Annotated in this window: 12 protein-coding genes; 2 read left to right on the top strand and 10 right to left on the bottom strand. The window is 38.7% G+C overall.

The window, feature by feature from the left end; all coding sequences use genetic code 11:
• Nucleotides 1–107: 107 nt before the first annotated feature.
• The 7 genes from J0J36_RS04470 to J0J36_RS04440 all read right to left on the bottom strand — a co-directional run bounded on the left by J0J36_RS04470 (nt 108) and on the right by J0J36_RS04440 (nt 7,281).
• Entirely contained in the window at nt 108–1,595 is a 1,488-nt protein-coding gene (locus J0J36_RS04470; RefSeq protein WP_242520645.1) for a helix-turn-helix domain-containing protein, read from the bottom strand.
• 111 nt (nt 1,596–1,706) lie between these two features.
• The gene (locus J0J36_RS04465; RefSeq protein WP_040086275.1) at nt 1,707–3,596 is read right to left on the bottom strand and encodes a WxL domain-containing protein; all 1,890 of its coding nucleotides are present in this window, start codon (nt 3,594–3,596) and stop codon (nt 1,707–1,709) included.
• Nucleotides 3,593–3,907: an LPXTG cell wall anchor domain-containing protein gene (locus tag J0J36_RS04460; RefSeq protein WP_029346213.1), complete on the bottom strand. Its 315-nt coding sequence runs from the start codon at nt 3,905–3,907 to the stop codon at nt 3,593–3,595. The genes J0J36_RS04465 and J0J36_RS04460 overlap by 4 nt, the downstream gene beginning before the upstream one ends.
• Entirely contained in the window at nt 3,900–4,934 is a 1,035-nt protein-coding gene (locus J0J36_RS04455; RefSeq protein WP_153925513.1) for a DUF916 and DUF3324 domain-containing protein, read from the bottom strand. The genes J0J36_RS04460 and J0J36_RS04455 overlap by 8 nt, the downstream gene beginning before the upstream one ends.
• A 97-nt stretch (nt 4,935–5,031) precedes the next feature.
• On the bottom strand, nt 5,032–5,643 hold the full coding sequence (locus J0J36_RS04450; RefSeq protein WP_153924752.1) for a WxL domain-containing protein: 612 nt from the start codon (nt 5,641–5,643) through the stop codon (nt 5,032–5,034).
• A 204-nt stretch (nt 5,644–5,847) separates the two neighbouring features.
• Nucleotides 5,848–6,528 carry an acetolactate decarboxylase gene (locus tag J0J36_RS04445; RefSeq protein WP_019292570.1) on the bottom strand — a complete coding sequence of 227 codons (681 nt, stop codon included), beginning with the start codon at nt 6,526–6,528 and terminating at the stop codon, nt 5,848–5,850.
• 21 nt (nt 6,529–6,549) lie between these two features.
• Nucleotides 6,550–7,281: an epoxyqueuosine reductase QueH gene (locus J0J36_RS04440; RefSeq protein ID WP_019292569.1), complete on the bottom strand. Its 732-nt coding sequence runs from the start codon at nt 7,279–7,281 to the stop codon at nt 6,550–6,552.
• A 552-nt stretch (nt 7,282–7,833) separates the two neighbouring features.
• On the opposite strand from J0J36_RS04440, the gene murT reads away from it, so the two are divergent.
• A complete protein-coding gene (murT, locus tag J0J36_RS04435) occupies nt 7,834–9,183 on the top strand; it encodes a lipid II isoglutaminyl synthase subunit MurT (RefSeq protein WP_019292568.1) in 1,350 nt (449 codons plus the stop codon).
• The gene (gene gatD / locus J0J36_RS04430) at nt 9,183–9,974 is read left to right on the top strand and encodes a lipid II isoglutaminyl synthase subunit GatD (RefSeq protein ID WP_019292567.1); all 792 of its coding nucleotides are present in this window, start codon (nt 9,183–9,185) and stop codon (nt 9,972–9,974) included. The genes murT and gatD overlap by 1 nt, the downstream gene beginning before the upstream one ends.
• 33 nt (nt 9,975–10,007) lie before the next feature.
• On the opposite strand, the gene J0J36_RS04425 is transcribed toward gatD, so the two are convergent.
• The 3 genes from J0J36_RS04425 to nadE form a co-directional block, all read right to left on the bottom strand.
• Nucleotides 10,008–12,665, bottom strand: a complete 2,658-nt coding sequence (locus J0J36_RS04425) for an FtsX-like permease family protein (protein ID WP_153924749.1) — start codon at nt 12,663–12,665, stop codon at nt 10,008–10,010.
• A 4-nt stretch (nt 12,666–12,669) separates the two neighbouring features.
• The gene (locus J0J36_RS04420; RefSeq protein WP_019292565.1) at nt 12,670–13,371 is read right to left on the bottom strand and encodes an ABC transporter ATP-binding protein; all 702 of its coding nucleotides are present in this window, start codon (nt 13,369–13,371) and stop codon (nt 12,670–12,672) included.
• A 113-nt stretch (nt 13,372–13,484) separates the two neighbouring features.
• Nucleotides 13,485–14,309 (bottom strand): ammonia-dependent NAD(+) synthetase, encoded by an 825-nt coding sequence (gene nadE / locus J0J36_RS04415; protein WP_153924746.1) that lies wholly within the window; start codon nt 14,307–14,309, stop codon nt 13,485–13,487.
• Nucleotides 14,310–14,311: the final 2 nt, after the last annotated feature.

The following is a 14,311-nucleotide window of genomic DNA, read 5'->3' as shown; positions in this document are numbered from 1 at the left end:
TATTAGTATCATTATAACATAAAGTTACTTTCTCAAAATAAAGAAATAGATAAAAAGAGTTTTTTACTCTATGTATTATTCTGACATTAACACGGCGGATTTTATTTTTAACGAAACCTCTTCTCATAAAGCGATTTAGACAAAAACTCAATCAAGTCGGTCCATGTTTCTTTATCAAAAATATTTTTAAAGTAAAAAACATCTTTGGAGAGGAAATTTCCTTCGGGATCACTCGAAATGATAACATCAGCTTCAGGTGTCGTTTTGCAGAAAGCGATTAAATCGCTATTAAAAAATTTTTTCAAGGTGTTTTGAATATAGAAGCTATTCACAATGCTTGAGGTATGATTAATATAGACTTGGACAGGGATACTTGGCGCATTGAGCTCGTAAATTGTATAAAGTAGTGCTGTCAAACTTTTTCTCTCTAAATCATTCAACTGCTGTGAAGAAGGAAAATAGGTAATGATCTGATTCAGCCTATCTTTAACAGCACGATAACGAGGCTTTTTTTCAAACAATTCATAATTTTTTTCGATAGGAACTGCACGGTAAAAATCAACATTAAATTGTATGTAACGTGAATATAGGTTGGTAAGTACTAGAAGATAGTATGATTTGACATAATTTTCTTCGGAAAACTCAAAAGAGAACGTCTCGCGAAATTTTTCTAGAAACAGGCTGACTTCATAACCAACAGAAAGTTTCGAATTTTGAAATCTTTCAACAACCCTTTTTTTCTCGTACATATCATCAAACTCAAAAATAAGACCTCTGACTAAAAAACTAAGAAGTATTGACTCTTTCTCAATAATCTCTGGGTCTACATTAAAAGAAGCAAGATTTAAGCAGTGGTGACCTCGATAAAATATCGAAATATCCTCTAAAAATGCTTTTTCAACCTTGACATATTTCTTAAAGTAAACGATACGATAGGAGGTCACGCCTGCAAGTATAAGCAACTTTTGTTCCTGAGCTTTAGAAAGTTTTCGCTCAATTTTTAAAGAACGCTTTAAAAAATTTATATCGATAAATTCTGGCGGAAAGGCATCAGAGAAAGGCTTTTTTCCTAAGGTATTGAAAAGATGCCAATGTGTGAGATAGAGAAAATAGCGTACACCAAGTTCATCTCCCGAAAAATTTGTCGCATTTGCCAAGTCAAATTCGGCTTTAAAAGGGAGCATAATCTCCTTCACTTGTGTCAATAACTTGTAGACTGTTGGTTCACTAAAGTTCAAATCATAAGCAATTTCAGGAATTGATGTGTAACTTTTACTGATAAGTGTAGAGAGGAGATTATATAAAGGGCTTTTCCGCATATAATTCAGTTTCAAGCGGGTCACGATATAATCTGGTGTCATTTCATTCTTCATTTTTATGACTATTTTTGAAGACTTTTTTATTATCTTAATATCTTGACCAAAAAGTTCATGGATATCTTCTTCAAGTTCCTTGCTGTACCGTCTAAAAGTCTCATTTTTCAAGTTCAATTTCTCCTTTAAATCTTTAGAAAATTCACCTGCCCGAGAAAACAAGATGTACTGAAAGAGTTCAATCTTAACTTGTTCCTTTGGCGTTGTGAAAAGCTCTATCATAACTTTTTCTCCTATTTCCATTCCTCGCTTTGCATCTTCCAACATCTTTTATTACCTCAAGCCTTCAAAATATAAAAACAGCGAAACGCTGTTTTTATATTTATTATAACTTTATGCTGGTGGTGTACTCTTAGTGGTCGATACAAGATTCCAAGTTATCGTACTGCTAAAAGTCTCTCCTGCACTCAGATCGGCTAGCGGATCAGGTTGTAAGAGCAACTGCCCGGTTAAATCAAAAGCTTCACTGCTTACCGAATCTACAATGTAATTATCTATATCATCATCTTTAAGATTTATCTCAAAGGGATAAGTGGACATTGTAAGTTGACTATTAAATTTCAGTCTATGATTATTGTTACTTTGGAAACGACTCATCTTTGCAGAAAGTCGCCAGCCACCTTTTGCTCTACTGTCCACAATTTCAAGATGATCTTGTGCAGTGGGCTCTCTATCTTTTGTTCCATCATAGATATAACTGGCAGGCAATTTACCAAAATCAAAGTTTGGTACTTGCTGTAAAAGAAGCTTTCCTGTCGCTTTATTAACCAGGAGTTGAGCCTTATTTGAAGAAAGAGTAACTGTTTCCTTTTTGCCGTCCCCTGTATCAATCGTTGTTGAAAAAGTGACTTGAACTGCAAAAGGTTTCCCATTTTCTGTCGCTTCCCGTGCAGTTTTCATAAAGGCACTGTCTTGAGCAAAAGAAAGGATGTGATCTGTATCATTGAGACTGGTCAAATCGCTTACTGTACCTTTATAGTTTTTGACCCCTTGAGTTTCAGAGAAAGCTTTAGAAGTCTTCCCTTCTATGTATTTCCATTCATAACTCCATACTTCGGCACTTTCAACCGATTTGTTCAAATCTGCTAAACCTTGTCCATCAAGTTCCCAGCTCATACCACTATCTTCTGCAACATTTTTAGCTGCTAAACCACCGAGATAGATTGTCTTATTATCTGTTGGCGTTGTTCCATCATCATTTCTAATTCCTGCAGATATCGTGAAAGGGATACCCGGCGCTTGCACATCAGTGTTTACTTCATCAAGCTGATCGCCAGCATCAAATTCAACACTGCGTCCCTCTGTTTTGAGGAAATTAATTCCCTTTAAAGAACTATTCCAAGTAATTTTACCCGTCGCATCACGTGGTGTTGTCACAGCCTTTGCAGAATAAGTCGCTTTTTCAAACACCACATTCGGAGTCGTAATGGAAATACCACTAGCTGCAACTGGCTTATCCTTAACCGTGACTTTAGCAAGTTGCGAGTAATAGGTCATAGCAGAGATGCTCCCAATAATTGGCAGGGTATTGAGCCTTGTTTCTAGCTGAAAATAATAATTACCAGCTTGCAGATTGGTTACAGGGATGTCAATGCTTTGCTTTGTTGAGCCAAGTATCCCACTTCTATCCGAAAATTCACCAATACTTCCCATATTTAGCCAACTTCCATCGTCTTGTTCCTGCCAAGCATTTACTTTGACTTTAACCTTACCCAAAGAAGTCACCCATGATGTAGTTTTAATACTTAAATCAGCAGTTGTACCTTCAACAATATACTGCTCTTCTTGGGGCTGTGAAAGAATCCCTGTGCGTAGTGGAAAGAGTAAATAAAGGCCATTACGATCTGGTTCATGGGCACCTGGCAAATCGGTATAGCTTGCATCTGATGATAAGCTAGCAACTGAAGTTGCTTTTTCAGATTGAGGTTTATCTTCTGGAGACTTTTCTTGTACTGGCGCCTCAGATGTTGTTGGTGCTTCTTTTTCTATTGGAGCTGTCTCTTCAGATGTTTGATCCCTTGTGTTTTCAGACTCAATAGTTTGATCTGTATCCGATGTTGGTGTTTCAAGTTCTGACTCTTGCAGACTTGAGCTACTATCCTTATCATTCGCTGCACTAGATGAAGACTGTGCTTCCACATCACTGTCCAAGGCATAGACTGCAGGGCTTGCAGCATGTAGCAAGAGAAAAAGCAATATAAACCCTATATTTATTTTTTTCATTGAAGTTTTCCTTTCTCTACATATATACGAGCCAAGAAAAAGACAGCAACTAACATCAATAGCATACAGCCAAACAAGATTAAAGAATATTCTTGAGCACTTCCTGTAGATGGCAAGAGATCGTAATGCACCAACTGTCCATTTTGAGGAATTTCAGGTGGCAAAACACCAGCATCTCTTACATCCTGATGAACAGTAAAACCAATTTTACTTTGCATCATATTAGCGCTCACTGGCTGTATAAGGAAAAGATTCGTCAGACAAGAGAGACCTAAGAGTGCTAAACTAACTTTTAGTTTGCTATTATTCATCTTCATCATCTGTATCGCCCTTTCTTTTTCCTAGCCCATAAGCCACGAGGAAAATAATAATACTGCTACCAACTACTGCAGCTATGATCCACCAAAGCTTTGTATTTGATTTTTCTCCCTCAAGCAGCTTGCTGTTGACGGTTTCTCTACTTTTACTATCAACTGTAAAGTCACGTGCCATATCAAAGCTTTTATCACCCGACTTCATCAGCATATGATAGGTATATTTCCCCGGTTTTAAGAGATGATTATTGGTATCTATTGTATATTCAAATGAAGAATAAGGGGCCATCTCACATTTTTCTGATTGTGACTGATAAAGCTTGTCCGTTTTTCCCTTTTCAGTCACCCATGCCTCTACTTTTATTTGCCCAAACATGCTTGGAGCTTGGTTACTAACCTCACCTACAACTTTAGGCACTCCTGTATCCGACTTCATCTGTGCGTTCGTCAACGCCAGTTTCGGCGTAATTTTTTTATTGAAATCTTCCGATATTATGACAGGAATTGTCATTGCAAAGGCATTACGAACACCTACACCTTTAGACTTTGCTGTTTCTTTCGGTACTTTGCGAACATAGACACTGCCTAAAACAGTACCTTTTATATTATCTTGAGGTAGCTTAAGATTAAAAGTAATATTCTTTGTCTGCCCAGCAGCAACTGTTACTTTTTGAGTCGCCTTTTTCTCCTCTACCAAATCCTTGAGGGAAAGACCACCTGCTATCATTTTTTTGGAGCTGGGAGTATAATCAATATGGCCATTATTACTTGTCGTTGCTTGGACAAGCTGAACATCAAAATCTTGATTTTCATTTTCTGTCAAATTCTGAACAGCTACCGTTACTGGATAACTTTCATTTTGTTCACCCTTAATTGAGAAATAGCCTGCAGTTGGATCCGTTTGACCCTTTCCAAGTACTGGGGTGACAGTAAAACCTGCACCCTCTTCCGCATGTGCATTCACAGGTAGAAATAAGGTGAATAGCAGTATGGCAAAGCAGCCTAATCCTTTTATAAATTTTATGCTTTTCAACCTCCACTAAAAAATAAAAGCAAGAACCGACAAATCTTAAGTTTTGCCCGTACTTGCTTATACATTTTCATTTATCCGACAACAAAGATTATGCAGTTGGAGCGACGTGTTGTGAAGAACTCAAGTTCCAGTTGATTGTTGTTTCAAAAGCATCATCAGCTGCCAAGTTTGCCTTTGGATTTGCGCCCAAAGATAATTTAGCATTTTCTGCAGAAATAAGGAATTCATCTTTACCATGCGAACCATTACCTTTTGCAAGTTCTACAGGGCTCTTGTCATCTTTAATCACACCTGTAAAATCTTCTCCTAAAGTACCGACCGCTGAAAGGTCTAAAGCTGCACCTTCCAATGAAGTTTTAGAATTTGTAAATTTATCCATATTAGCTGTCAATGTCCAGTCTGATGTACCCAAACATGTATCGCTAACTAAAACTTTTCCTTCAGCTTGAGCTGCTTTTCCAGTGAACCCTGAGTAAATTGAGCTGGCTTCAAGAACACCATAGTTGAAGCTTGGTACTTCTTTCAATGTTAACGTGCCGTTATCTGGATCCGTTGGATTTCCTGGATCTTTAGCGGTAATCGTGAAGTTAGCAGTAGAATTTTTTGCCTCTGCTTCATCCGCGAATCCTGTAGTAGCTGAAGCCATCGTCATGCTAGCCAAGATTCCCATACCCATCGTTGCTAAAAATGCTTTTTTCATAATAAACATCTCCTCTATAAATTTTTATAAGATTATGTGAATCCACCTTGAATAAACTCACTTCTTTATTTTATAATTTATCTTGCAACATAATTATATTTATTTGTGGGAATTTACCTCAGCTCAAGATAAACTTTACGATTTATTTCACATAGAAATTTTAACGACAAAAAACTACCTTTTAAAGGTAGTTTTTATCTATTATTACTCAAAGCGCATAGCCTTGAAATTTTCATTTTCTTGAGGAAATTCCTGTTTCATTTCCCCCACTTGACCAACTTCAATGGTAATTTGTCCAGATAAGAATTCTGTCAAGTGACCGCCAAAAGTCTTGTCATCACTTAAAAAGTGTAAATGAGCACCATCACCATACAGATCTTCTAAAAACTTAGGCGACCAGATACCAACAATCGTTCCCGAAATGTTTTTTTCGGTAAAATGAGGCTGTTCAGCCAGTATTTCCAAATAATTTTTCGTATTCTTTGCAGGTTTAGAGCTAATTTCCACCGACTCAAAGTGTCCAGTCATTTTTAGACTGTAAGCTGTGTTCCGTGTTGGGAATTTCTCTGTCAGATCATGCAAGGTTTGCATCGTCAGTCCATTAACTTTATAAGTCGCAAAAGGTTGGTGATCAATCACTGCAACATACGGTAAAGTTTCATCTGGCTTAACTATGCGAACCTGATTTTCAGAATTTCCGTGATAGGCAGTGCCATCAAGAATAATAACTTCTCCATCAGCACCATCTAAGGTACCAATACCAATTTGTCCATATTTTAAAGCTTCTCCAGCAGTTATGGTCCCTTCATAAAAGCCACCATACAGGGTGTTAAAAGAACCATGCTGAAAAATTGCACTCATTTTATTTATAAAACTTTTAACCATGCAACAATTATAGCATGTTCTTTATTTTTTGTCGCCTACTTTATTTATAAATTTTACAGCACTTCTATTAATTTCTTTGAGGTCAATTCCTTGTTGACGTGCTGCAAAGACACAGCCACAATAGCATTGGCGGTAAATATCGTATTCTTTGCACATCTCTACGGAACGTTTCCAGCCATTGTTTTTCTTAAAGTCACTAGGCAAGTATTGGACAGCATAGATTTTTTGCATATCTAAGCCTATTTCATTTATGAGTTGGCCGTTCTTTTTGGGGCTGAGCGTGAGTGCCGAACCAAAATAATCATAACCTAACTCTTGAGCTTTCTCTGCGACAATATCTAAACGCATTTGAAAACAAGCTGTGCAACGCGAACCACCTTCAGGTTCTTCTGCGAGCTGATGCAAATTGACCATCTGCATAAATTTATTGGGTTCATAAGGTGCCGCAATAAACTGAACATTATTTCCTGTTTTTACATTAAAGTCTTGAACAAAATCAGCCTGCACTTTCTCACGCCTTTCGTACTCGGCACGAGGATGAATATTCGAGTTCGAAAAATAAATTGTCACATCAGCATTTTGACAAAGATATTCTAAACTATAAGTTGAACAGGGTGCACAACAGGAATGAAGCAAAATTTTGGGCCGAAGACCTTCAGCCTCCCAGCTTTCACGCATTTTTTGATAAACCCGATCATAATTTACCTTTTGATTAGGATTCATCTTTTGCAGAATTTCAGTCGCATTTTTCATGCTTTTATTTTAGCATATTTTGAAGCTTTCTTGCTTGTCGTTTAACACCTACAAAACTCCGTTCTTTCAATTTTGTACTTTTTATATTATACTAAGAGGAGGAACTCTCAAAACTCCTACACCCCGCTCTTGGCAATGTCCAAGAGCTTTTTTTGTTGTAATTATACTATAACATGGTAGCTTTATCGTGAGCTGGCCTCTCAAAAACGAAAGGCGACAATTTTTATCAATATATGAAACACTTTCATTGATGATTACAGTGGTTAATAAAAACGATAAAAAATAACGTCCTACTTTAGTCGAGAAGACGTTATTTTTAACTAAAAATCGGCTACCGTTCCTAATACGGCTGCATGGGTCTTGTTAGCGCAAGTCCTTTTCTTTATATTTATTATAATACAGTGCTCTCCTAAGAGCAAGAAAAACGAAAAATCTGATGAAGTTAGAACACCCCACACAACTTCTTATTACCTTGTTTATCAGCAAAAAAATATCTTTTCCAACGAGAAGTTTATCCTCCTCAACACCGCAATCTATGGTATAATATCATTTATGACTATGAAAACTTCATTCGCAACTTTAGCAGGAAAGAGTTCACGCTTAGTTTTAGAGAAAATCTTTAAGCGTGGAAGTACGCTGCCTGGTAAGATTGCTTTAAAATTTGATCCTGAAATTTTAGCTACATTAACAAAAGATTATGAAATTATCGTTGTGACAGGGACCAATGGTAAAACCTTGACCACAGCGCTCACTGTCGGTATACTCGAAAAAGCTTTTGGAAAAGTTGTCACAAATACTTCTGGTGCTAACATGATTACTGGGATTACTGCTACTTTCTTGACAGCACCTAAGGTTAAAAAAGGGAAAAAAGGCTTTGCTGTTCTGGAGATTGATGAAGCATCACTGCCAAAAATCACCGAATACATTAAGCCTTCACTTTTTGTTTTCACAAATATTTTCCGCGACCAAATGGACCGTTACGGCGAGATTTATACAACTTATGACTTTATCGTCAAGGGAGCCGCTAATGCACCTGAAGCCACTGTTCTTCTCAATGGTGATAGCCCGCTCTTCCATTCACGTACTTTGGTAAATCCCGTCAAGTATTATGGTTTTGACCATGAAAGTCATGCGCCTGAACGTGCGCATTATAATACTGAAGGGGTGGTTTGTCCGGAATGCCACCATATCTTAGATTATAAGCTCAATACATATGCTAACCTTGGCGATTACATCTGCCAAAACTGCGGGTTCAAACGTCCTGAGCTGGATTACCGTGTTTCTGAACTCACAGAAATTACCAATACTTCTTCTCAGTTTGTCATTGATAATCATTCTTATAAAATCAACGTGGGTGGGCTCTACAATATCTACAACGCTCTTGCTGCTGTTTCTGTCGCTGAATTTTACGGTGTACCTGCTGAAACTATCAAGGCAGGTTTCGAACAATCTAAAGCCGTCTTTGGCCGTCAAGAAACCTTTAAGATTGGTGATAAGTCCGCTACTATTGTCCTGATTAAAAATCCTGTTGGAGCAAACCAGGCACTGGAAATGATGAAACTTGCTGATTATCCATTTACCTTGGTTAGCTTGCTCAATGCCAACTATGCTGACGGTATTGACACAAGCTGGATTTGGGATGCTAACTTTGAGCTGGTCCATGACATGGATATTGACCAAATCTTTGTTGGTGGTGTCCGCCATAGTGAAATGGCTCGCCGTTATCGTGTTTCTGGATTTGACGAAAGCAAAATTCATGAACTTGAGTCGCTACCCCAAATCCTTGATGCCCTCAAAAATGAAGCAGATCAGCACATCTATATCCTAGCAACCTACACTGCAATGTTAGAAATGCGTGAGTTGCTTGCACAAAACAAGATGATTGGAAAGGAGATGCACTAATGGTTTATACTTCTTTAACATCAAATTTAGAAAATCCTAAATACAACCTTCATGTTGCCCATCTTTATGGGGACTTGATGAATACTTATGGCGATAACGGTAACATCCTCATGCTTAAGTATGTCGGCGAAAAATTAGGCGCTGAAATGACTTTTGACATCGTTTCCCTTGAAGATAGCTTTGATCAAGATTTTTATGACCTTGTCTTCTGGGGCGGTGGTCAAGATTATGAACAAGAAATCATCGCGGACAGCTTCAAAAATATCACAGCACCACTCAAATCCTATATTGAGGCTGAAAAGCCTATGCTTGCCATCTGTGGCGGCTATCAAATGTTAGGTCAGTACTATATCAATGCTGCTGGCAACAAGATTGACTGTACCGGTATCTTGCCGCACTACACCAAAAACCTTGGCAATGACCGTTTTATTGGTGATATTCAAATTCATAACGAAGAGTTTGGTGAAACTTATTATGGTTTTGAAAATCACTCGGGAATTACCTATCTTGGTGAAGGCGAAAAAGCTTTAGGTAAAGTGGTTTATGGTGGCGGGAACAATCCCGACGATGACACCGAAGGGCTACACTATAAAAATACATTTGGTACTTACTTCCACGGTCCCATCCTTTCGCGCAATGCACGCTTGGCCTATCGTCTCATCACAACTGCCTTGTATCAAAAATACGGGCAAGACTTGGAACTTCCAGCCTTCGAGGAAATTCTCGCCCACGAAGAAAAAGGACAACAAATCACGGATGCCAAACGTAAAGTTGAACATTACGAACATTAAACTAAAAAACTGTAGAATAAATCTACAGTTTTTTTAATCCACAGACTTTAATGCACCCAGCATATCGACATTTTTGAGTTTCAGATGGACGACAATACTTAAGCCTAAAGTTGTGGCTAGGGTAATGAGTGTTGAGAGCAACAGGTTACTCCATAACAGATTAGGATTAAACATAATCATATCGGTCGGTAACATGGTAATAATCACATGATGGAAGTAAGCCCCTAAGCCAAACCCAGCTAATATTCCCATAAAGCTCAGTAAAATCGTTTCACGATAAATGTAAAGTGTCACTTCACGATCATAGAAGCCCAGTACTTTAATCGTTGACAACTCTCGAATTCGTTCAGAAACGTTGATATTGGTTAGATTGTAAATAACAACGATAGCCAATAGAATAGCACAGCCAATAAGCACAAACATGACACTGTTAATACCGTGTAAAAAGGCATCAATTGTATTTTGTAAATCACTATTTTGCGATACAGTGAGCGCCCCAGCATTTCGCATAAAGTCTGCCGCAGCTGCTTGACTTTTATCCCTTGATGTATCTCTAAGCTTCAAGAGATGCGCATTTGCCTTTATCGGTGTTTCAAACAGCGCTTTATACTGGTTTTGATTCATAAAAATATAGTGCCCCATATACATCTCGGTAATACCTGCAACTTTTATTTTTACTGTTTTATCCTGATCGTTTTTTAGCGAAATGGTCTGTCCAATTTTTGCTCCAAGCAGTTCTGCCAGTTTTTCACTTATTACTGCACCATCTTTTGGTAATGCCAGTTTCTCCTGACTTACACGATTACGCAGTGTTACAAACTGCTTAAAGTTTTCTTCCTTCTCCGGAACCATTAAACTAATATCCTGACGATTATCGTTAATCGTTTGATGCAGTTGTTCAAAGTGAACTGGAGCGTAAGACTTAATATTGTCTGACTGTAAAAACTGGTCAAGTTCATCTTGCTCCTGTTTATTCAAGTTATCCTGAGAAACCGCAAGCATATTGTAGTGTAAAATTTCACCAAACTGCCGTTGACTCAGCCCTGAGATAGAATCACGGATACCAAAGCCCATAACAAGAAGTGCTGTACACCCCGCAACCCCAACAATAGTCATCAACATTCGCTGTTTGTAACGGAAAAGGTTACGTGCTGTCACTTTATAAGTAAAGCTCATACGATTCCAAATCGGCTTGATTCTCTCCAAGAAAATACGCGAACCTGCTTTAGGTGGTCTGGCTAAGAAAAGTGCTGCTGGTGCGCCACGCAACTCAGATTGAGCCACCAAATAAGCGGGCAAAACGGTACAGGCAAGCGCAATAACAAAGGAAACAAGCGTCCAGAAAGGTGAGAAAGTCAAAATCAATCCTGAAAATGTAGAGGAAGCCGAATAAGCGTTAAATACCACATGAGGAAGCACAACATGACCTAAAATAACACCTACAGTTGCACCGGCACAGGCTGAAACAGCTCCATATACGATAAATTTTTTCCGAATTTGAGCATTGGTGTAACCCAAGGCTTTAAGTAATCCCATATTGCCTCGTTCTTCTTCCACGAAACGTGTCATCGTCGTTAAACTGACAAGAACGGCGATCGCAAAGAGCACGACGGGAAAAATGTTTGAGAGGGCATCGATACGAGTGGAATTATCAACAAAGGTTTGATAGCCCGGGTTTCCTTCTTTTCGATTATTTACGGTATATTCTGGAGCTTCAAGCGCTGCTAGTTTATCTCTCTGTTCTTGCAGTTGAGTTTTACTTTCTACAAGTTTTGCTTTACCTGTATTCAAACTTTCCTGCAGGGCTTGGAGTTGAGGATTTTCACCAGCTAGAGCTTTTTGTTGATTAAGCGCATTCTGTGATTCTTGCAGTTTTATTTCTTCTGCTTTCAGTTTATCTTGGGCTTGTTTTAGCTGGGCTAGTGGCTCTTTTCTTATCTCCGCTAAACGCTTTTCAGGTTGTCCTTCCAAAAGATTTTTAAGCTTTTGTTGGTAATAGTCTGAGCGTTCCGTAAATTGTGGATCATATGGACTAAGGCCTTGCATGGTTTTAAAACTCAAGCGTGCAATCATATACACATTTGACTGAAAAGCTTCAGGAGGAACAACGGCATAGCCGTTAAGCTGTCCCGTTCCTATATTGGTCGGACCGTATAGACTTTTATCAACAAATTCACTTGATTTGACAAAACCGACCAACTTAAACTCATGGTTTTTTAGAAGATATGATCCCTCATTTTTTTCTTCGGTTACGCGGATTGTATCGCCAAGCTTATACTTGTCTTGGTAGAGAAAATCAAGGGCAATTTCATTGCTTTTTTGGGGCATTTTTCCTGCAATGAGCTCATAAGTCGAAAGGTTGTCTGCTTGCGAGAAAATACGCAAGGAAGTTTTCTTATCGGGCAGCAAAACATCACGAAAATAGCCAAAATCCACCGTTTTGAGTCCATCTGCCTGGCGAATAAGCGCTTGGTCCGATGCATTTAAACCCATCGTTGAGGTAACACTCAAATCTGCCAAGTGATGCCGCGCATAGAATTCCTCAGCCGTTGCCCTCATATTTGGCCCAGACATTTTTAAACCGACAAAGGCAAAGACCCCTAAAGCCATGAGGGAGAAAATAGACATGAAACGTCCAAAGGATCCAGTAATCGACCGTCTTATATTTTTATTGAGGATTTTTGTTTTCATCGAATCACCACTCAATCGTTTCGATATCTGCCGGACTGTCGTTGACTGTAATCTCCTTGACCCGACCATCATGGACATGAATGATACGGTCCGCAATTTGACTAATGGCAGCATTATGGGTCACAATAATCACTGTTGCACCCTGAACGCGCGACATGTCTTGCAGTATTTTCAGTACATGCTTGCCTGTTTGATAGTCTAATGCTCCGGTTGGTTCATCACAGAGAAGGATTTTGGGATTCTTAGCGATAGCACGCGCAATAGCCACACGTTGTTGTTCTCCCCCCGAAAGTTGTGAGGGAAAATTATCCAAGCGATGACCCAAGCCGACATTTTGAAGAACTTCTACAGGATCAAGCGCATTTTCGACAGTCTCTGAAGCTAATTCGACATTTTCCTTGGTCGTCAAATTATTAATCAAGTTATAAAATTGAAAAACAAAACCAACATCACGTCTACGGTAAGTAATCAGTTCTTTAGCAGACAGCTCCGCAATATTTACACCATCAATTATCACTTGCCCTTCATCACTCGAATCCATGCCGCCTAAAATATTTAAGATTGTGGACTTACCCGCACCTGACGTTCCTAGGATAACTGCTAGTTCTCCTTTCTCAATTGCAAAGTTTACGTGATCATTGGCATAGATTTTCTCTCCACCGGATTGATATATTTTTGATTCATCTTTTATCTCAATATAGGACATAATATCCCTCCTGTAAGCGTTTGTACTACTCTATTATACCATACTCTCAACCCTCATTTTATTGATTTACGTATAAAAAAACGCCAGCTTAATCGCTCACGTCTTCTTATATATTATTTCCAAAAATCATCAAAAACGGTAATAGGTAAGTGACGTTTGTGTTCCGTTTTAAGATACCAATTTTCGATTTTTTCTTGTGCCTCGGGGCTGATTGATCGTCCTTCTGTATAGTTGTCGATATCCTCATAAGTCACGCCCAAAGCAACTTCATCTGCCAAACCGGGCTTACCATCTTCCAAGTCTGCTGTTGGAACTTTTTCATAAAGAGAAGGTTCGGCACCCAAAGCAGCGAGTAACATTTTACCTTGACGTTTATTGAGACGGAAGAGCGGCAACAGATCAGCGCCACCATCACCAAATTTCGTATAAAAGCCAGTAATATTTTCAGCTGCATGATCTGTTCCCAAAACAGCACCTTGCATCCCTCCAGCAACCCCATATTGACTAATCATGCGTTGACGGGCTTTGATATTTCCTTTGTTAAAGTCAGAAATCTCCACACCAGTCGCTTCTAAAGCCGCAACTTGAGCATCAACAGCTTCTTTGATATTCACAACTAAACTTTTATCTGGTTTAATAAAGTCCAGTGCTCTTTGCGCATCATCTTCATCTGCTTGTGTACCATAAGGCAGACGAATAGCTACAAATGTATAAGCTTCGTTTCCCGTTTCTGCACGCATTTCTTCCATGGCAATCTGTGCCAAGCGGCCAGCCAATGTTGAATCTTGCCCTCCAGAAATTCCTAAAACATAGGTTTTAATAAACGGATAGTTCTTTAAGTAGTCTTTGAGGAAATCCACTGATTTACGGATTTCTTCTTGTGCATCGATTGTTGGTTTAACACCTAGTTCTTTGATAATTTTTTCTTGTAAAGACATAT

The sequence above is a fragment of the Lactococcus sp. LG1074 genome (assembly GCF_017309525.1).
GTDB classification, from domain to species: domain Bacteria; phylum Bacillota; class Bacilli; order Lactobacillales; family Streptococcaceae; genus Lactococcus; species Lactococcus petauri.
Note: the sequence above shows the minus strand (reverse complement) of the source record. Positions and strands in the feature narration are given on the sequence as shown.